The 19796-nt window shown below is 45.0% G+C and carries 14 protein-coding genes; 9 read left to right on the top strand and 5 right to left on the bottom strand.

Going from position 1 to position 19796, the window contains the following annotated elements:
- Positions 1-359: 359 nt before the first annotated feature.
- The gene (locus tag O9295_RS24390) at positions 360-1313 is read left to right on the top strand and encodes a tetratricopeptide repeat protein (RefSeq protein ID WP_288035915.1); all 954 of its coding nucleotides are present in this window, start codon (positions 360-362) and stop codon (positions 1311-1313) included.
- A gap of 13 nt (positions 1314-1326) precedes the next feature.
- On the opposite strand, the gene O9295_RS24385 is transcribed toward O9295_RS24390, so the two are convergent.
- A complete protein-coding gene (locus O9295_RS24385) occupies positions 1327-4254 on the bottom strand; it encodes a DEAD/DEAH box helicase (RefSeq protein WP_288035914.1) in 2928 nt (975 codons plus the stop codon).
- 333 nt (positions 4255-4587) lie between these two features.
- Between O9295_RS24385 and O9295_RS24380 the strand changes: the two genes are divergently transcribed.
- The 3 genes from O9295_RS24380 to O9295_RS24370 all read left to right on the top strand — a co-directional run bounded on the left by O9295_RS24380 (position 4588) and on the right by O9295_RS24370 (position 6962).
- The gene (locus O9295_RS24380) at positions 4588-5520 is read left to right on the top strand and encodes a GGDEF domain-containing response regulator (protein WP_190719980.1); all 933 of its coding nucleotides are present in this window, start codon (positions 4588-4590) and stop codon (positions 5518-5520) included.
- On the top strand, positions 5517-6299 hold the full coding sequence (locus O9295_RS24375) for a transporter substrate-binding domain-containing protein (RefSeq protein ID WP_190719983.1): 783 nt from the start codon (positions 5517-5519) through the stop codon (positions 6297-6299). The genes O9295_RS24380 and O9295_RS24375 overlap by 4 nt, the downstream gene beginning before the upstream one ends.
- A gap of 126 nt (positions 6300-6425) precedes the next feature.
- Positions 6426-6962 (top strand): tetratricopeptide repeat protein, encoded by a 537-nt coding sequence (locus tag O9295_RS24370; RefSeq protein WP_147071449.1) that lies wholly within the window; start codon positions 6426-6428, stop codon positions 6960-6962.
- Between the two features lie 54 nt (positions 6963-7016).
- On the opposite strand, the gene O9295_RS24365 is transcribed toward O9295_RS24370, so the two are convergent.
- Both O9295_RS24365 and O9295_RS24360 read right to left on the bottom strand, forming a co-directional pair.
- Complete coding sequence (locus tag O9295_RS24365) at positions 7017-8816, bottom strand: SLC13 family permease (protein WP_287739613.1); 1800 nt, start codon at positions 8814-8816, stop codon at positions 7017-7019.
- Between the two features lie 4 nt (positions 8817-8820).
- Positions 8821-11601 (bottom strand): cation-translocating P-type ATPase, encoded by a 2781-nt coding sequence (locus O9295_RS24360; RefSeq protein ID WP_288035912.1) that lies wholly within the window; start codon positions 11599-11601, stop codon positions 8821-8823.
- Between the two features lie 295 nt (positions 11602-11896).
- Between O9295_RS24360 and pds the strand changes: the two genes are divergently transcribed.
- Positions 11897-13327, top strand: a complete 1431-nt coding sequence (gene pds / locus O9295_RS24355) for a 15-cis-phytoene desaturase (RefSeq protein WP_288035910.1) — start codon at positions 11897-11899, stop codon at positions 13325-13327.
- A 105-nt stretch (positions 13328-13432) separates the two neighbouring features.
- Positions 13433-14365: a 15-cis-phytoene synthase CrtB gene (gene crtB / locus O9295_RS24350; RefSeq protein ID WP_288035909.1), complete on the top strand. Its 933-nt coding sequence runs from the start codon at positions 13433-13435 to the stop codon at positions 14363-14365.
- Positions 14366-14698: 333 nt separating this feature from the next.
- On the opposite strand, the gene O9295_RS24345 is transcribed toward crtB, so the two are convergent.
- Positions 14699-15175, bottom strand: a complete 477-nt coding sequence (locus O9295_RS24345; RefSeq protein ID WP_125732039.1) for a hypothetical protein — start codon at positions 15173-15175, stop codon at positions 14699-14701.
- 257 nt (positions 15176-15432) lie between these two features.
- On the opposite strand from O9295_RS24345, the gene O9295_RS24340 reads away from it, so the two are divergent.
- The gene (locus O9295_RS24340) at positions 15433-15675 is read left to right on the top strand and encodes a hypothetical protein (RefSeq protein ID WP_002795543.1); all 243 of its coding nucleotides are present in this window, start codon (positions 15433-15435) and stop codon (positions 15673-15675) included.
- A gap of 205 nt (positions 15676-15880) precedes the next feature.
- Here O9295_RS24340 and O9295_RS24335 read toward each other — a convergent pair whose 3' ends face one another.
- A complete protein-coding gene (locus O9295_RS24335; protein WP_288035907.1) occupies positions 15881-17176 on the bottom strand; it encodes an SEFIR domain-containing protein in 1296 nt (431 codons plus the stop codon).
- Positions 17177-17502: 326 nt separating this feature from the next.
- On the opposite strand from O9295_RS24335, the gene O9295_RS24330 reads away from it, so the two are divergent.
- Together O9295_RS24330 and O9295_RS24325 are read left to right on the top strand one after the other, a co-directional pair.
- Positions 17503-17898: a hypothetical protein gene (locus O9295_RS24330; RefSeq protein ID WP_288035905.1), complete on the top strand. Its 396-nt coding sequence runs from the start codon at positions 17503-17505 to the stop codon at positions 17896-17898.
- A gap of 172 nt (positions 17899-18070) precedes the next feature.
- Positions 18071-19714 (top strand): trypsin-like peptidase domain-containing protein, encoded by a 1644-nt coding sequence (locus O9295_RS24325; protein ID WP_288035903.1) that lies wholly within the window; start codon positions 18071-18073, stop codon positions 19712-19714.
- Positions 19715-19796 lie beyond the last annotated feature (82 nt).

Raw genomic sequence — 19796 nt, 5'->3', positions numbered from 1 at the left:
GTCAGTCTGTAGAGCGACCATAAGACCAGAACAGAGTAAATCTGTTAAGGCAGGTGCGGAACCCCGCAAGGGAAAGAAGCAGAAACCTAAATCGTGAGGTTTGGGAATCGCCGTCCGTTTTACGGCGGCGAGGATGTCAAATCAGCTTATCGCAGACTGACCTCTAGAGACATAGACCAGTCCTAGACTGTGGGGTGTGGGGTGTGGGGTGTGGGGTGTAGGGTGTGGGGTGTGGGGTGTGGGGTGTGGGGTGTGGGGTGTAGGGTGTGGGAAAAATAAATAAAAATAATCTCCTGTCTCCTGCATTTGACAGGCTGTCTGTTGATCGATCGAGAAAGTTTCCTCAGAATTGGGAGTATATGCACAAAGATACTCCTATGTCAACGGTTTTGAAAAATTTTCTTCCTCGCCTCGGTGGATTGGTTATGGTTGCACTGCTCTGCTCGCTTGTGCTGGGGGGATGGCCTCGGCTGGGAAAAGCGGCTCAATCAGTACATTTATCCTACTGGTTGCGATCGGGAATTGAACAACTAGAGGCAGGTAATTATCAGCAAGCTTTGCAGGATTTCAATCAGTCGATCGAACGGGAAAATAACTTGGCCCTAGCCTACAGTAATCGCTGTTTAACTGAGATTTATTTGCAGGATTATCTCCACGCTTGGCAAGACTGCACCCGCTCTTTACAACAGCAATCTGATAATTATCTAGCCTATTTCCATCGGGGTTTAGCTTTTTATCGTTTGGGAGATTATCCACAGGCGCTGACCGATTATAACCAGACTATCCGGTTAAAACCCACCTATTATCAAGCCTACTATAATCGGGGGTTAGTTCAGGCAGCCATGAAAAATTATCCCCTTGCCCTAGCCGATTTTAATCAATCCTTGCGTCAAATTACTAACTGGCAACCCGACACTTTAGCCACTATTTATAATGATCGAGGTTTATCTCATTTAGCCCTCCACAATTTTACCTCAGCCAAAGCGGATTTTAATCAAGCTCTCCGGTTAAATAAAAATAACGCTTCAGCCTACTATAATCTAGCTTGTACCGCTCACCAATTAGGTGAATACGAACGCTCGATCGCCGATTTAAATCGGGCGATTGCCATCGATCCTTTTTATGCCGATGCTTATATTAGAAGGGGATTACTGCGGCATCAATTGGGTTATTATCAATCAGCTTTAGCGGATTTAAATCAAGGAGCAAATCACCTCTATCAACAGGGATTGCACCACAATTATCAGCAAATCCTCGCCCTCATCGAGCAGATTCACCAACAGTTACTTTCCTTACCATCTCCCATTGTTTAAAAGAGCGATCAATTTATAAAGGAAAGCGCTTCATGGCTGTGACGGCGAGACGGGCATTATCTTTAAGGACTTGGGAAACTCGGGGAATTTGGGGAATTTGCCAGAGAACATCGACGGTGCGCCGTAATAATCGCACTAGATCTCCCTCATCGAGGCTAGTATTTTCGCACAATTCCGGCCAGGATGTCCCTTGGGCCCAACGGGAGGCAATCCCCATCAGTTGGGTTTCTAACCAGACGGGAATAGTGATATCGTAGCGAGATTGAGCTTGATAGAGTAAACGGCGAACTTCTCGCAGACCGGGGGAATTTCCCTCTCCTTGCCGCAAAATATCGATAACTTCTGGCACAGGCGGGTAATTGCACCAAGTATCGGGGCGAGGGGGTTCCGTAATCATAGCGCTGATGGCGGCGGCTAGTTGGCTAGGAGTCAATCTGTCCAAATCTCCGGACATCATCGCTAATCCTAACCAGAGTTCATTTTCCCCGCGAATAGTGGCCGCCGCTTCTCCGAGGGGAGTGGGCAAATAACCCTCTAATGCTTGGAATTCTCGCAAAATCTCGATTAGATTCAGAAATTCTTCCCAGTAGTAGGATTTACGGGATTGTTGTTTTTGGTATTTAATCTGGGTCTTGTGTAACTTATCGCGAGCAATCTCTCGATCGTAGTATAATTTCATCAATCGCCCCGGATTTTTGCGTTTTTGCAGGGGATGAGCGGCAATTTGACTATTGACAATTTCAATTTTTTGTGCCTGTGTTTCCAGTTCCACCACCGGTGGGATGCCCTGCACTTGTTGGGGGATGAAATCGGCGATCGCCTGAGTATTTTCCTCACCCTTGCGCCACCCCCCTAGGGAAACAGCTGCTAGGGAAGGGGGTATCAGTTCGCCTAATGCCGCAGGAGTGAGAAAACCTCGATCGATCTCGCTAATATCGGCATAGGCGGCTAAATACCAGCGATTATCACTGCCTAAACAAACAAGAGTTCGCACTTGACCAGCGCCGTGCAGGGTATTGACAAAGATAGCGGGGACGGGGACGGGGACCTTAATATGTTTGCCCTTGAGATGGAGGATAGTTCCGACGGGAATATTCGGCAATTTTAGATGTATTTCCTGTCTTTTCTGTGCCTCTGACTGACTAGCGATGATTTTATACAGTCTTTCTTCTTCCCGCAGTCTTTCCCGTAGCTTTTCGTAACTGAAGACCTGCTCCCGCTCGATACCGGCTAACTCCATATCCAACTTAGCTAATTCGGTGGTTAAGGCGGTAATCTGTTGTCGTTCGGGGCTTAACTTCAAACGAGCGAGATATTCGGCGAAACTGCGCTCTAAGAGGTCTTTGGCCTCCTCTAGACTGTGTTTTTGCAGGAGATTTAAGACCATGCCGTAACTGGGCGCAAAACAGCTTTGCAGGGGTTCCGGTTGGGCGGTGGCCAGAAAAGCCGCTTCTTTTGCCCCTTCAAAGGGCGTTTGTACTGTCACCACATGGCCCACCGCGTCCATTCCCCGGCGACCCGCCCGGCCGGCAATCTGGACAAATTCCGAGGGAGTCAGCATACTATGGCCATCATCGGTGCGTTTGGAGAGGGCCGAGATAACGGTGGTGCGGGCGGGCATATTAATCCCGGCCGAGAGGGTAGCGGTGGCAAAAACCACCTTAATTAAACCGGCTTCAAAGAGTTGTTCGACTAATTCTTTCCAGAGGGGTAAAATCCCGGCATGGTGAACACCACAGCCCCGGGTGAGGGGTTCCACTTGGTCGGCGCGCACCAATTGGGAAGCACTGGCCAGGAATTCAAATAGTTGATTTTTCGTCTCGGGGTCGGCGGTTAAGAGGCTGAGGAGTTGCTCGTCAGACTGGGGGTTATTAGCGAAAAAAGCCAGTAATTTCTGGTGTAGGGGCGGATTTTCGACGGCAAAGAAGGAAAGGGTCAGTTCTTGCAGATTGGGATTATCTTCCAGGAAGAAAATGAGTAAACGGTAGTAAATGGCTCTAGCTTCTTCTGGATTAACGAGATTGAGGTTTTTTAGCTCTCGAATCGCCTGATCGCAACCTTTACGGCTGAAAATGACGTAAATAGCTGGGAGCATATCCTTGTCCCGCAGAGTGGTGACAATGGAGGCGATGGTGGGACAATCTTCTCGTTTTAAGCGTCGGGGTTTGCCGTGGCCGACTTTTGAGCGTAGTTTCGGGTTAACTTTGCTCTGTTTTGGGTCGAGCAGCGGGAATAATCCCTCTTTATTAACGAAATAAAAGCGCAGGGGGACGGGGCGAAAATCGGAGTTAATTAGCTCGCAGCTGGAGGTCTGTTTATTGTCGCCGGATTGGGGCAGTTGCCGCACCCAGTTAATCCAGTCGGTGAGTTCCCCGGGGTTGCCGATGGTGGCGGAGAGGGCGACTAATTGGATACTAGGGGGACAGTAGATAATTGATTCTTCCCAAACGGTGCCGCGACCTCGATCGCTGATATAGTGACATTCATCGAGAACCAGGGTTTCCACGTTTTCTAGGGAAGTGCCTACCTGACCGATCGGGGTTTTGTACAGCATATTGCGAAAAATTTCTGTAGTCATGACTACAATTAATGCTGAAGGATTGATCACCACATCCCCGGTAATCAATCCCACTTCGGCAAAGAGCAGCGGGGAATCCTCATCGCCATCGGTGGGGGTGCGACCGAATTTTTCTTGAAAATCCCGGAATTTTTGGTTAGAAAGAGCTTTCAGGGGAGTGGTGTAGAAAACCCGTTTGCCCCTTTCTAGGGCGCGATAGATAGCGTATTCTCCGATTAAAGTTTTGCCGGAACCCGTGGGAGCGCAGACGACCACTGATTTACCGGCAGCGAGAGCGGCGATCGCCGAGTGCTGGAAGTCGTCGAGTTTAAAGGGAAAAATGGTTTTGAGATCCAAAGAAGTAGGGTTAAGGGACTCTTTCACGTCAAGTCTAAGAGGAGAAATTTTTTTAATTGTGGCTATTCTGGCTGGCTTTTTTGATTCTAGTCGAAAAAAGCGGACTTCTAGAAACTAGGGACAAGCTTAACCTTTGGGGGTGATGCCCAATCCCATCATACTTCATTTTTATCAGAAATGCTGTAAGCTAAGAGGTATTTAAACCGCTTATTCTTAGATTAGCCGAATCTCTCCCAATCCCTTTACTGTTGACTCTTGCCTCTTGCCTCGTCTCAACAAGCAATTTAAATTACGAACAGCTTATCACTAATAATTGTATCTCTATTTTCTCCTTAACTTGATTACTTATACTGACTGATGATGATTAAATTTTCTGCTGAAGACTGTCTAGTTTTAGTTGTTGATGATGTGGGCAAAAATCTCCAATTAGCTGTGGAGATTCTTGATTCTGCTGGTTATGCCACCAGTTTTGCTAGTAGTGTTAAACAGGCAATAGAACGAGTAAAAACTGCTAATCCTGACCTAATTCTTCTTGACTTAATGATGCCATATATGGGGGGAATAGAACTTTGTCGAAGACTAAAAAATGACAATTTATACGCTCATATACCAATTATCTTTGTGACAGATAGTAAGGAAAAAGAAGATATTCTCAATGCTTTTAATTCTGGGGCTGTGGACTATGTAAATAAACCATTTCATAGTTGGGAACTGTTAGCCAGAGTTAAAATTCATCTAGAACTCAAAAAGACTCAAGAAGAACTTAAAAATATCAATTCTCAACTAGAAAAGCTAGTCAGAACTGATAGCCTAACTGGGGTAAATAATCGTCGAGAGATTCTCTACTTAGGTGAGAAAGAATTTCAACGATGTCGTCGTTATCATCGTTATTTTTCGGTTCTATTCATCGATATCGACCATTTTAAACATATTAACGATACCTTTGGTCATATCCTAGGAAACAAAACTTTAATTACTGTCGCTGGGGCAATTAAAACCTGTCTGCGTCAAGTGGATAGTTTTGGGCGCTTTGGGGGCGAGGAATTTGTCGCTATTCTCCCAGAAACTAATCTTGAAGATGCTGCTACCACAGCCCAGCGCATTTGTCAAGTAATTAACAAGTTAAATATTGAACTTGCTCAACAAAAAGTGCCAGTTACTGCTAGTATCGGTGTGGCAACATTTAGCCCTCAAGATAATAATCTAGAAGAGGTGATCGAGCGGGCTGATCATGCCATGTTCGCCGCTAAAAATCAAGGCAGAAATCGAGTTAGTCTAGGTAAAACAGTATGAAAAATTTGTTATTTATTCTTGGTTTTTTGCTCTTAGGTGTAGCCCCAAGTTTTAGCGCCGATCTCGATACAATTATACGCCGGGGAAAATTAATTGTCGCTGTCAAAAATAATCTCCCTCCCCTCGCTTTCCTTGATTCTCAGGGCAATCTGCAAGGATTGGAAATCGACATCGCTAAACGTCTAGCGTCAGAAATTCTCGGTTCTGACAGTGCTATTATTCTCAAACCCGTTAGTAATCAAGAGCGTTTACAGGTGGTTATTGATGATCGGGTGGATTTGGCGATCGCTCGTGTGGCGATTACTCCTGCACGTCAGCGCTTAGTGGATTTTAGCCCCTTTTATTACCTCGATAGCAGCGGTTTTGTGACGAAAAACCTGCTATTTCAGCGTTTAGAAGACCTAGCTAACTCTAGAATCGCCGTACTCAACGGCTCGACGACAATCGCCCTTGTGCGTTCCCATTTACCTAACGCTACCCTGCGCGGGGTTGCTTCCTATCAAGAAGCTTTAAATTTACTGGAAACGGGGGAAATAGACGCTTTTGCGGCTGATAATAGCCTTTTAACCGGTTGGGTGCAGCAATTCCCCAATTATCGTCAATTACCGATCCAGTTGGGGGCGATCGCTCTAGGAGTCGTTCTCCCTAAAGGTTTACAGTACCAAAGTCTCCGAGAACGCGTCAATCAAGCGATCGAGCGGCTAGAATCCACCGGCTGGTTAGTAGAACGGGTGAACTATTGGGGCTTACCCCTGAGAATTCGGGAAATGGGGAGATAGGGTGATGGGGTGTGGGGTGTGGGGTGTGGGGAGAAAAAAGCTGATAACTGACAACTGATAACTGACTAAATCCTGCTATAATCTGATTGAATAAGTATAAAAATATTAATTGCTCGATCGCTAATTATGGAAGATACCCTGCCGCTTATTTACGTTTCTGGATTGCTAATTTTCGTGATTGGTTTAGGAATTTTTGTCATCGTGCAAATCTTTAAAACCCGTCGAGTGGAAGGAACCTTTAACAAGCTACAAAAGAAATTGCAAAAAGAAAAAGGTACAGCTAAAGATTACTATGAATTAGGGAGTCTTTATCTCGATAAAAAACTCTATGTTCAAGCATTGAGTTTACTACAAAAGGCTTTAAAAATCTCTGAGGAAGAAAGCATCGAACCAGAAAATCAAGCTCTAATCTACAATGCGCTCGGTTTTTCCTATTTTGCCCAAGAACAATTAGAATTAGCGATTCGTAACTACAAAGAAGCAATTAAACTTTATCCTGAATACTCGATCGCTCTCAATAATCTTGGCAATGTTTACGAAAAGAAACAAATGGCGAAAAAAGCTCTCGAAACCTACGAAGAAACTCTCAAATTTGATCCTAATAATACCGTGGCGAAAAAGCGAGCCGAATCCCTGCGTAAACGCTTCGCTGAATCGAAATAGTTTTGACTACTATCAAATTCTTTTTAGAGATCGAAGAATCTTCGATCTCTTTCTTTATTTCAAGCCATAAAACAAGACAATTAAACTAGGGGTTAAAATCGTCAAAATTAAATTTAGGGGCGCACCCAAACGGGTAAAATCGAGGAATTTATAGCCGCCTGGTGCATAAACCATGGTGTTAGTTTGATAGCCAATTGGTGTGAGATAACTATTAGAAGCAGCAAAGGTGACAGCATACATAAAAGCCAAAGGATTTAAACCCAAAGTTTTCGCCACTTCCACGGCGACGGGAATCATTAAAACCACGGCGGCGTTATTAGAGAGGATTTCAGTTAAAAATGAGGTAATTAGATAGAAGAAAACTAAGATCCAAAACCCCGAAAGATGGCCGCCGATAGCCACTAAATTATCTGCCAACCATTTAGTCGTTCCCGAGTTATCCATGGCAGTACCCAGGGGAATTAAACCCGCTAATAAAAAGATAATATCCCAACGAATGGAACCATAGACTTCCCCCGGTTTTAGACAGCCAGTAATTACCATTAAAACCACCCCAACTAAACTGGTGACGAGAATCGGTTGAATATCAAAAGCAGCAATAATAATCACCAACAAAGTAATCATTAAAGCAATAATGCCCTTATCCTGTCGCAATGATTCAATTTCTTTCTCTTCTAAGACTAATAATTCTCGCGTGGTTTGTAAACCAATAAAACTCTGTTTTGGTCCTTGAACCAAGAGCAAATCGCCAAACTTTAAAGGAATTTTTCCTAATCTTCCTTGCAGTAATTCTGAACCACGCCGAATCGCTAAAACCGTTGCGTTATAACGCTGACGGAATTTCAAATCTTTTAAAGTTGTCCCAATTAAACGGGAATTAGAGAGAATCAAAACCTCGGCTAATTTTTCCTCACCTGTAGTAATTGTCGATTCAATATCTCCTTTCTGAAATTTGACATCGGCAAAGATTTCTAAGCCTCGTTCATCTTTAATTTTTAATAGTTCTTCCCGACTACTGTGAACGATTAAAATATCGCCAGCATTGAGAACTTTATCAGCTAAAGGTTGGGATAAATGTACCTTATTTCTGATTAATTCCAACACATCAAAATTAAACTTTCTTTGTAGTCCACTTTGGTATAAAGTTTGACCGATAAGATTAGAACGAGGGGTAATAATTACCTCACTCAGATATACTTTAGAACCATAATCATCCTCTAAAAATTCCCCGGTGGAAGATTTGCGATCGGGTAGTAATTTTGGGGCAAAAATTGTTAAATAAATCAAACCTGCTAAAAAAGTGACTAATCCTAAAGCAGTGAATTGAAATAAGCTAAATTCCCCATAACCCAGCTTGGCAGAAATACCACTAGCGAGAATGTTAGTAGAAGTCCCCACCACGGTAATCATCCCCGCTAAAACCGTCGCGTAGGAAAGGGGAATTAATAACTTAGAAGGAGAAATTTTTTGTTTTTTACACCAATCTTCGACGATGGGTAAAAAGATCGCCACCACTGCCGTGTTATTAATAAAAGCACTAATTGGCCCCACTAATGCCCCTAAGACAAATACCTGTTGGTGGGGATTTTTGCCCCCCCAAACCAGCAAGCGATCGCGAATTACTTGAATCACTCCCGTGCGGGTAATTCCAGCACTAAGTACAAACATCGCCATCACCGTCACCGTAGCAGAACTACTAAATCCGGCGATACCTTCTTCGGGAGTAACTAAACCCAAAAGAATCAGGACAATCGCCACGCATAAAGCGGTTAAATCTACCGGTAGCCATTCCGCCACGAAAGCGACTAAAGCAACGACTAAAACCGTTAAAGTCAGAATAATTGGTGTTGGCATTGATTTATTTTTTCGTCATGAACCAGCGAATAAATAACTTCTCCAACTCGATCCAAACAAACATTAAGGCACTAAATCCAAAACAGATTAATAATTCTGTGCCACTAATCCATTGAGTGCCGAAGAAGCTTTGTAGAGGAGGAGCATAAATTAACAACAATTGTAGGATCGTTGTCAAGCCCACGGCGGCAATAATGTAAGGATTAGAGAAGGGATTCATTTGCACAGCTAACTGGGTATGGGAACGCACCGCTAAAGCATGACCCATTTGTGCTAAACAGAGGGTAGTAAATACCATGGTTTTCCAGCGTCCGGGATCTCCGATTTCGGGGGTTGCCTGAGTATATTGGTAAGCCCAAGCCATCATAATAATGGTGAGAATGGCAAAGACGATGCCGATGCGAATCATATACCAACCCAAACCGCGAGCGAAAATGCTTTCCCGGGGGCTAAAAGGTGGACGTTTCATCACATTAGGTTCGGCGGGTTCCATTGCCAAAGCCAGAGCCGGTAAACCGTCGGTGACAAGGTTCATCCAGAGGATTTGCAAGGGAGAAAGGGGTACACCGCCTAAACCGAGCAGAGGAGCCGCTGCAATCGTTAAAACCTCGCCAATATTACTGCCGAGAATGTATTTAATAAAGCGCCGAATGTTACTGTAAACCACGCGCCCTTCTTCAGTGGCAGCGACGATGGTGGCAAAATTATCATCCAGCAAAATCATATCGCTGGCTTCTTTGCTGACATCAGTTCCGGTAATGCCCATGGCGATGCCGATATCCGCTTGTTTTAGTGCCGGAGCATCGTTCACCCCGTCCCCCGTCATGGCGACGAATTTGCCCCGTTTTTGCAAAGCTTGGACGATTCTCAGCTTATGTTCGGGAGAAACGCGAGCATAGACGCTAACACCATCTACCTCTCCCTCTAGGTCATTCTGAGACATTTTTTCTAATTCTTTACCCGTGATTACTCGCTCCCCGGGGGCAGCAATGCCTAATTCAATGGCGATCGCCTTGGCCGTTAATTGGTGATCTCCGGTAATCATAATCGGACGAATTCCCGCTTGACGACAGAGGGCAACCGCTTCTTTAACTTCTTTGCGGGGTGCATCGAGCATTCCCACCAATCCCAACCAAACCAGGGATTGTTCCTCACTATCTTCTCTTTCCGCTTCTGGCACTTCTGTCATCGGTTTATAGGAAAAACCTAAAACTCGTAGGCCATTACCCGCCATTTCGTCATTTTGTGCCAAAATACGGCTTCTTTGTTCAGGTGTTAAGGGTTGACTTTCCGCCCCAACTTGGATCAGAGAACAACGTTCGAGAATTAATTCCGGTGATCCTTTGGTAAACATTAAATAGGCAGAATCCCCCAAACCTAACTGGGCATTCTCACAGATTACTGACATTCTCTTTCTTTCGGAAGAAAAGGGAAATTCGCCTAAACGAGGGCTTTGTGGTGCCAATGCTTCCCGATATAGTCCTCCTTTACCCGCTAACGTCAGTAAAGCTCCTTCGGTGGGATCGCCTAAAATTGACCATTCTTGAGCTTGATTCTGCAAAAGTGCATCATTACACAGCACACAAGCCGTTAAAATTGCCTGTAGTTCGGGATCACTTTCACTAGCACCATTAAACTCACCGATGGGCGCGTAACCTTCCCCCGTGACAGTAATTGTCTGCTCGGAGGTATTAACTTTCTGCACCACCATTTTATTTTGAGTTAAAGTTCCGGTTTTATCGGAGCAAATCGTCGTTACCGAGCCTAAGGTTTCCACTGCCGGCAATTTACGAATTAAAGCTTGTCTTCTCACCATTCTTTGGGTTCCAATTGCCAATGTCACCGTTACCACTGCCGGTAAACCTTCGGGAACAACGGCCACAGCCATACTGAGGGAAGTTTCGAGGAATGATTCAAAAAACTGCCAACCGGAGCGAATTACACCCCCAAGCACGACTACAGCCACTAAAGCTAGGGAACTACTCACTAAAACGTTACCTAACTGCGACATTCGCTGCTGTAGGGGAGTTGGTTCACTTTCTACTCCTTGCAACATGGCGGCGATTTTACCGATTTCCGTATCCATTCCCGTCTTGGTAATCGCCACTTTCCCGCGCCCCTGTACTACTTCCGTACCCTGATAGACGAGGTTAATGCGATCGCCCAAAGAGGCATCTTCTGGTAAAACCTTCTGTGCTTGTTTATTCACCGATTCCGCTTCCCCCGTTAAGGCAGCTTCGCGGATTTGCAGGTTTTGTGCTTCTAATAATCTGCCATCGGCGGCAATTTGTACCCCCGCTTCCAGTAACATGATATCCCCGGGGACAAGTTCCTTGGCCGTCACTTCAAAGGTGCTACCATTACGAATAACTCTAACTTTGGGCGAGGATAACTGCTTAAGGGCTGCTAATGCCTTTTCTGCCCGACTTTCCTGTAAATATCCTAAAATACCGTTTAAAATAACAATTGTAAAAATAGCGATTGCGTCTTTGGGAAATTCCCCTTTTTTCAAGTCCAAAACTGCCGAAACCACCGCCACGGCGATCAGCATCACTAACATAATGTTAGTAAACTGTTCCCATAAAATCATTAACGGGCTACGTCCCCCCGTTTCTTTTAGTTCATTTAACCCGTAAATATCCTTTCTTTTAACAATTTCCGCCTCGATTAAGCCGGTTTCCCCATTGGTTCTCAGTATTTCTAGGGTTTGTTCCCCAGTTAAATTATGCCAAGCACGATTATTCTCTATTTCCGAGACTTGAGGTGACGTAGTGGGAAAAGTCATAGCGATCGATTGAAGAGGGTGTACGCGTGAACTAAAAAGGTAAGCGAATTAAGCTAATTACATATCACAATATCAGTTATCAGTTATCAGTGACCAGTTATCAGTTATCAGTGACCAGTTATCAGTTATCAGTGACCAGTAAGCAGTCAGCAGTTATCAAGGAAGTGGGGTGTGGGGAGAACAAAGCTGCCTCCTGCCGACAGCCTTCTCGACAATCTGAAAAAAAATGTAACGAAATGTGAAGTATAATAGCGAATGTGATAAAGACAAGACATTAGAGAGTAGATAGGAAACGATGCGAGTTGCGATCGCTGGTGCGGGACTAGCCGGATTATCTTGTGCGAAATACCTTGTCGATGCGGGACATACGCCCATCGTACTGGAACGTCGCGATGTATTAGGGGGAAAAATTGCCGCTTGGAAAGATGCCGATGGGGACTGGTACGAAACCGGTTTACATATCTTCTTTGGCGCTTATCCCAATATGCTGCAATTATTCCAAGAATTAGGCATAGAAGATCGTTTACAGTGGAAAGAACACTCGATGATCTTCAATCAGCCGGAAAAACCGGGGACCTATTCGCGGTTTGACTTCCCAGATATTCCCGCCCCAATTAACGGTATTGTTGCCATTCTTCGCAATAATGATATGTTAACTTGGGAGGAAAAAATTAAATTTGGACTCGGTTTAATTCCTGCCATTGTTAAAGGCCAAAGTTACGTCGAGGAGATGGATAAATATTCTTGGTCGGAATGGTTAGAGAAACAAAACATACCGCCTAGGGTAGAAAAAGAAGTGTTTATCGCTATGTCGAAAGCCCTAAACTTTATCGATCCTAACGAGATTTCCGCCACGATTCTACTAACGGCCCTCAACCGCTTTTTACAGGAGAAAAACGGCTCAAAAATGGCTTTTCTCGACGGTTCACCCCCGGAAAGACTCTGCCAACCTTTAGTCGATTACATCACCGCTAGAGGTGGCGAAGTGCGCTTAAATGCCCCTTTAAAAGAGATTATCTTAAATGAAGATGGCACAGTTAAAGCCTTCTTAATGCGCGGTTTAGACGGTGGGGAAGATTATCTTTTTGAAGCCGATCTTTATGTGTCTGCAATGCCTGTAGATCCTTTAAAAGTTTTACTACCTAAACCTTGGCAAGAAGATAAATTCTTTCAAAAATTAGAAGGATTAGAAGGGGTTCCCGTCATTAATTTACACCTCTGGTTTGATCGCAAACTAACCGACATCGATCATTTATTATTCTCCCGTTCGCCCTTACTCAGTGTTTATGCTGACATGAGCAACACCTGTAAAGAATACGCTAACCCCGATCGCTCGATGTTAGAATTAGTTCTCGCTCCCGCTCAGGATTGGATTACTAAATCCGATGAGGAAATTATCGCCGCCACGATGAAAGAACTAGAAAAACTCTTTCCCCAACATTTTACTGGCGATAATCCCAGTCAATTGTTAAAATATCATCTGGTGAAAACTCCTCGATCGGTTTATAAAGCCACCCCTGGCCGACAAGCTTATCGACCTTCTCAAAAAACTCCGATCGAGAATTTTTATCTCGCCGGTGACTATACCATGCAAAAATATTTAGGAAGCATGGAAGGAGCCGTTTTATCAGGGAAATTAGCGGCAGCAGTGATCAGCAAAGATCACCCCGCAGCACCGCTAAACCCGAATAAAACCCAATCTATACCAGTGTCCAGCGCTCGTTAATTCTCTGGCTAGGGACTAATGACGAAAATGGCCTTGAGTGAGACAATGCTATATCATTAGCCACAGTTCGCCGTTAATCTAAGTCAATCATTCCGCCCCAGCAGAATGCTCCAATTGCCAAAACCGACCCACCCCACCAAACCCCTCGTCTCCCTTGCGGAGTCCTACGAACTCTGTCGCCGGATTACAGAGAAGTATTCCAAAACGTTTTATCTCGGTACTCTCCTGATGCCGAAAGCAAAACGTCAAGCGATCTGGGCAATTTATGTCTGGTGTCGTCGTACCGATGAACTGGTCGATGGACCCCAAGCCCGGTTAACTACACCTGAAACCCTTGATTTATGGGAAAAACAGCTAGAAACCGTCTTTTCTGGGGTTGCCCTCGAGGATGCCGATGTCGCTCTCGTGGATACTCTAGAAAAGTTCCCCATGGATATCCAACCCTTTCGGGATATGATCGCCGGGCAACAGATGGATCTCTATCGCAGTCGTTATCAAACCTTTGATGAACTAAAACTGTACTGCTATCGGGTGGCGGGGACGGTGGGGTTAATGTCCAGCGCGGTGTTAGGATTGGAAGATGATGATCGCTCGGCCCCTTGGCGGCGCAATCAAAGCGTCTATATCCCTCAAGAAGAAGCGATCGATCTCGGTATTGCCAATCAATTAACCAATATTTTGCGGGATGTGGGGGAAGATGTCCATCGTGGCCGGATTTATCTACCTTTAGAGGATTTAGAGCTTTTTAACTACAGCGAAGACGATTTACTCAAAGGGGTTAATGATCACCGTTGGCAGGCGTTAATGCGCTTCCAAATTGAGCGCGCTCGTTATTACTACGATTCCGCCGAAAGGGGGATTCGCGCCCTTAATCCCGATTCCCGTTGGCCGGTTTGGGCGGCTTTACTGCTTTATCAAGGCATTTTAGAGGTAATTGAAGCAAATAACTACGATGTCTTCGCCCGTCGTGCCTTCGTGCCTTTACCCAAGAAAATGCTCTATTTACCCGTGGCTTGGTTGCGATCGCAAGCGTTATAAAAATTCGACGGGTTTTGCTGCTTGCCGACTCCACCCGTCGAGTCTTAACTAGGGTTGGCTGAAAAAGTCTTTCCTGGGGGCAGGGTGTGGCCTCCCCAACCCCCCCGACATCGGGGGGCAGGTGGGGTGTAGGGTTTTACCCATTTTCATCTGGTAAACTACCTAATTTTCAGGGAAAAAGTCCCTGAATTCTCCCCCTGATCACTACCATATCTGGTACTTTTTGACCTCCCAAAAGTCTAAAAGTCTTACCCAACAAGGTTTTTAGATTTATTCAGCCAACCCTAACTATTAACTGTTCCCAATTCAGTTGCTCAACTTGGGTTGGGTTTTTCAGCGTGATTTAGGAGTCACCAACCAGAAAGGTCCAGTTTCCGTGCAGGGAACATCTCGTTCGGTTTCGTAAACCACAAGACCCTCTTGCCGATCCAAAACTAACGCTTCTCCTAGACGGACGTAGGATATAAACGGGACAAGATAGCGGACGACAGGCTCATCGCTACAGGACGGCAACACCCGATCGTTAAAATACTCGTATCCCACATCCTCGACGCTTTCATAGTAGCGGATGCTGAGATCATCGATCGCTTTCCCCGGAAAACGTTCTTGGATAGCTGACCGGAGAAATTCTGGCAGCGGTCGATCGGGCGATAATAATGTTCCAGATTTCATGGCTTTTCCCCCTAAAACTAAAGGAAGCGGGAAACTCTGACAAATGCCTCCCCTATCGGGACTATTCACCCCCGCTCCCCACCCCACCAATTTTTTACTAGGGATGGAAGCCAGCGCAGGGAGTCCCTTTGTATTTATTGTAACAAATTTCCCCGCAAAGGTTCGGGGCGATACCGTGAGAACAGGTTCTCTTGATTTTTCGTTACAAAGATTGACAAATTTATCCTTTTATTTTGGCGATAATAATAATTACCAGGCGACAAGCCAGAACAAATAGTGGAAATAGGGAAAGACGGACGAGGCTGGGACTAACTAACTAGCAATAATGATAGCGATAAAAGAAGTGGTTTAGTAGTGCCGAATTCTCGTTCCCGATCATTTAGGAGGTAGGAAAGATGACAATTTATGTCACCCGCGAGGGGGATAAACTGGTGGCCGATTCCCCACTGGAATTGGTGGAAAAATTACAACAATGTCAGGGCAGAATGGCGGAAACAAGACAGGACTTCATGACTCGGATGGCCGCACAGATGGTAGCCAGCCAAGGCGTTACCGTTCCTATCACCGATCCGGAGAATTTTATCGCCGAGCTAATCCACAACGATTTTCTGAGCGTGGTGGACAGTATTGATGGCTGAAAGTCGGCCAGAGAATAATGAAATTCCCTTCGGCGGCCACGATCGGATTTGCCGAAAATTTCGGTTTAAGGTTCCCCGTCCTTTTAGGACGGCTCTTCTAAGGTTTTAATATAGTCCCTCAGCACTTCGGAAACACTTAATTGCTTAGACTGTGCGGCGATAGCGTCAGAACAGAAAAAAACCCTGTTCTAGCAGGAAAGATAAGCTATAGGTGTTGTTTGGGGACGGGATATTGCCAGAACAGTAAACCTATAGCGATCATCGCACCCGCGCAAGCAGTTAAGATCGGATCGAGTCCGTTGAATAGGGACATATCTTGAGTTAGTGCTCGTAGCAAGGCTTTTAAAATTCCCCCCAAGATCAGACCGACGAAACAGAATAACAAGAATTGAACTCTCCGATTTTCCCCAGTAGATTGTCGCTGCTGTGATAGCCACCAGATCGTGCCACCGCTTAAACCACCGCCAATCGCACCAGTCAGGGGAGTTCCCCTTCCCGATAGATTGTCTAGGGGGATCGTTATCAGCCAACTGACGACTATTGCTGCCAAAGCTATCCTTGTGGCCTCCTGTTGTTTTTGTTGTATTTGTTCTAACCGTCTGACGGTCTCTAGATATCCGTTTGGTTCTCGGTGTAAAATCTCCCCGAAACACTGTTGGGCTTGATACCAATTGTTATTTTGGAAATAATCATTGCCTCTTTGATAGAGATTTTTAATTTCTTGGATTTTTTGTTCTTGTTGTTTTCTGAGCTGCTCTTTGTCTTTTTGTTGCTTACGGAGTTCTTCCCTGGCTTGACGATACAACCCATCGGGATCGAAAAAATCGGGCTGCATTTGCCCAAAGATGTTAATAACTGCCGACCAATCCCTACTTTTATAATATTTTCGCCGCACATCATTGTAAAGCTCGTTCAGCCGACGCTGCCGATCCGAGGCTAAATCAGCATTTTCTTGCCTATCTCGACCTTCGATGGGAATTTGAACCGGTTTTTCTTCAAGGGGAGGCAGCGATCGTATACTGCCTACTTCAGGTTTTTTATGGAGAGGTTGAGCGGTGAGTTGACGGTAGAGTCTTTCATATCCTTGCTCATCTAGAACATGAAAAGTTATCCGACGAAGTTCAACGGGAATATAGGGAGCATCTTGAGGGGCAAATATAACGGGAATAAATTTATTATTGTCGATTTGATCGTAGAGATATTGGTTAATAATTGTTCCTTCCCAATTAACCCCCTTGCCTTTGCCCGGTTCTTCCTGACCTGTAAAGCGTTTCTGGTACGTTTCGGTACAGACGACCAGAACAAATTGAGCCTTGTTAATTTGGTGGGACATCCAGCGAGGCCATCCCACCTGTGGCGATGTCTCGTATAGGTCAATATTGCAGTCAATACCATCGCGGCGAAGACGATTCGCTAGGTCAAGCACGCGGTTTTGATGGGTTTCCGAGTCCCAACTATAACTAATAAAAACCTTCGGCGGTTGAGCGGCACCATTAGACATAGACGAGTGATGATTAAGGGATGGGAGTCATGCCCTCCAGTATAGCCAAGAACTCGATATCGGGTAAATTCTCTAGTGGGACTTCGGCGTTTTCGGTCAGCAAAAAAGGCTCAAACCATTACGGGACAAAGGGTTAACCTCGATTTATGATTTTCCTTGATCTATCTGGGTTTCAGCGATTGTGGGCTTCTCGAAGTAAATCCCAAGCGGGGATCGGAGTTGAGGCTTTTATCGATTTGTTTTTTGTCTAAGTCCCACTAGATTGCGCTAATCTAAATTTATCTTTATTTATCTTTGAAATTTAAGAATCTTGAGGAGTTGTGAGAATGGAAGCTAAACTGAAGCATTTGGAATTTATTCAAAATGTTATCGATCGAATGGCCAGTAATTCTAGTACCCTCAAGGGGTGGTGCATTACTGTTGTGACGGCTTTATTGACTCTAACTACCACCAAAAATGGATATGATATCGTTCTGGTCTATCCGATCGTGATGTTTTGGCTTCTTGATGCTTATTTTTTGAGATTAGAGCGACTTTTTCGGAAAAAATACGAGGAAGTTCGCCAAACCCCCGCAGAATTAATCGATTTTTCTATGAATATATCCAGCGAAGCCAGTCAGATCAATTCTTGGTTAAGAAGCGTCCTTTCTCAGACGCTGCTGGTTTTTTACGGTGGCATGAGCGGTGTCATCTTGTTGCTCCTCTGGATGTTAAGACGTTAATGGGAAAAATGTCAATCCGTATAATTAAGTAAATCTTCAGGAATCGTCTTTGATGCCATTGATATAATTATCGTGTAGGGGATCTATTCCACAGGAATTTATCCACCCGGAGCGAATCTCTACATTTCGCTGCAATTAACTTTAAAAATTATTAAGAGGGAAGGGATTGGATATGAAACGTAATTTAACTATAACTGCCTTAATTCTTGCGCCCGCTTTAGCTCTATTTCAGTCCTGCTCGTCAGTTCAACAAGTCACTCCTCCCAACCAAAAACAACAGTTGGTCTGGAAAACCAAACCGGCGGTCGTTCGGATTCTGAGCCTTTGTCGGGGAGAAGCGGTATGGTATCCCTATGGAGATAAAAACGATCCAAGACTATTCTCAATTGACAGTAGTTTTATAGGAACGGGTTTTTTCATCAACCCTAATGGCCATATCGTTACCAGTACATCCCACTTCAGTATAGGCAGTAAAAAGGATTGCAAGGAGGCTATTAAAAAGAATATTCTAAAGAAACTTGAAGACAACGATGTTCGCAAACCCGATCAACAGCTTAAAAATGTTGAATGGGAGGACGAAATTTACTACGCACCAGCACAAGTTATTCTGCCAAATGCCAAAGTTAAACCCTATTCCTTCGTGATTAAAAAGTCGAGTGAATCCTCCGAAGAGGGAATTGCCCCTATTACTCTCATCAAGATACCGGCCACCGATGTACCGACCCTGCGACTGGGGGATTCCAAGAAAGTTCAAACCCAAGATTCCGTCATAACCCTTGGATTTCCAAGCGATGCCGATATCAATCTCCAAGAAGCACTGGCCGAAGAATCCTTCTACGAAGCCTCCGCCGATGAGGGCAGCATTTCTAACCCCTTTAAGCTTCTCAAACAGGGTAATCCTGTCCTTCAAGTGGATGGTATTGAAGCGGGAGAAGGAACTGCCGGTAGCCCGGTGATTAATGACAAAGGTGAAGTGATCGGGATGTTAGCCCCCAAAGATCCCAAGTCTAACTCTAATATCGTTTTCGCCATACCCGCTAGTCTCATTCAGGAAACTATCAAACAAGCTGGCACCACTAACGAATCGGGACCGACGGATCAACTTTATCTGGATGGACTCGAGCTTTACTGGAATAACAACATCGAGGGGGCGAGAGAAAAATTGAAAAAAGTTCAAGAAATCTATAATGATCACTCGGAAGTCAATCGTCTCCTGAAAGAGATCGCCCAGATCGAGGGCAATCGATATTTGAAGCCTTTGAGCGACCCATTTTATCAGTTATTACTAGCTTTAATCGCTGGCGCCGCCGGACTTGGCCTTGCCGCCTACTTTTTGCTTCGTCCCAAAGCCGCAGTCCACGAGACTCCCCCTGGTTCCCCGGCAACCCCGGCGGTGGGTGGGAACTCCCAGCAAGCCCAAGCTATGGATAATGGAACGGGAAACCAGATCTGGATAGAACTAGAATGTCAGGGACAACTACGTCGTTTTCCCCTGAGCAAAGAGGAGCATCGCTTGGGACGGGATCCGGACTGGTCGGACTTTAAAGTCCCTGCTGGTTGGGAAGTCATATCCCGACATCACGCCATCTTGCGGAAACAAGGAGATGATTATCTGATTCACGATGGTGATGGAACCGTTCCCAGTCGCAATGGTCTGTGGGTTGAAGATGAGCGTGTCGGTACCCTTAATGACTATCCCTTGAAGGATGGCGATCAGATCAAGATCGGTAAAAATCCTCAAGAATGGGTAATTTTGACTTATTTCAACCAGTATAGTAGTCAGGCGGCGGTCAGAGAAACCAGAATGGGACAATAACGATCATCTCTTGATCTCTTATCTGAAGGCTGGTTGTCAAAAATACACCACGAGCCGGAATCTGTGCCATCATTAGAGCAAC

It is taken from the genome of Microcystis sp. LE18-22.4A (assembly GCF_027531105.1).
Taxonomy (GTDB): Bacteria; Cyanobacteriota; Cyanobacteriia; order Cyanobacteriales; family Microcystaceae; genus Microcystis; species Microcystis aeruginosa.
This window is presented reverse-complemented; position numbering and strand designations above follow the sequence as displayed.

Coding starts and splice junctions, on each gene's coding strand:
- O9295_RS24390 (WP_288035915.1), top strand. CDS start 360: ATGCACAAAGATACTCCTATGTCAACGGTTTTGAAAAATTTTCTTCCT.
- O9295_RS24325 (WP_288035903.1), top strand. CDS start 18,071: ATGAAACGTAATTTAACTATAACTGCCTTAATTCTTGCGCCCGCTTTA.
- O9295_RS24380 (WP_190719980.1), top strand. CDS start 4,588: ATGATTAAATTTTCTGCTGAAGACTGTCTAGTTTTAGTTGTTGATGAT.
- O9295_RS24330 (WP_288035905.1), top strand. CDS start 17,503: ATGGAAGCTAAACTGAAGCATTTGGAATTTATTCAAAATGTTATCGAT.
- O9295_RS24360 (WP_288035912.1), bottom strand. CDS start 11,601: ATGACTTTTCCCACTACGTCACCTCAAGTCTCGGAAATAGAGAATAAT.
- O9295_RS24370 (WP_147071449.1), top strand. CDS start 6,426: ATGGAAGATACCCTGCCGCTTATTTACGTTTCTGGATTGCTAATTTTC.
- pds (WP_288035910.1), top strand. CDS start 11,897: ATGCGAGTTGCGATCGCTGGTGCGGGACTAGCCGGATTATCTTGTGCG.
- O9295_RS24335 (WP_288035907.1), bottom strand. CDS start 17,176: ATGTCTAATGGTGCCGCTCAACCGCCGAAGGTTTTTATTAGTTATAGT.
- O9295_RS24375 (WP_190719983.1), top strand. CDS start 5,517: ATGAAAAATTTGTTATTTATTCTTGGTTTTTTGCTCTTAGGTGTAGCC.
- crtB (WP_288035909.1), top strand. CDS start 13,433: ATGCTCCAATTGCCAAAACCGACCCACCCCACCAAACCCCTCGTCTCC.
- O9295_RS24365 (WP_287739613.1), bottom strand. CDS start 8,816: ATGCCAACACCAATTATTCTGACTTTAACGGTTTTAGTCGTTGCTTTA.
- O9295_RS24340 (WP_002795543.1), top strand. CDS start 15,433: ATGACAATTTATGTCACCCGCGAGGGGGATAAACTGGTGGCCGATTCC.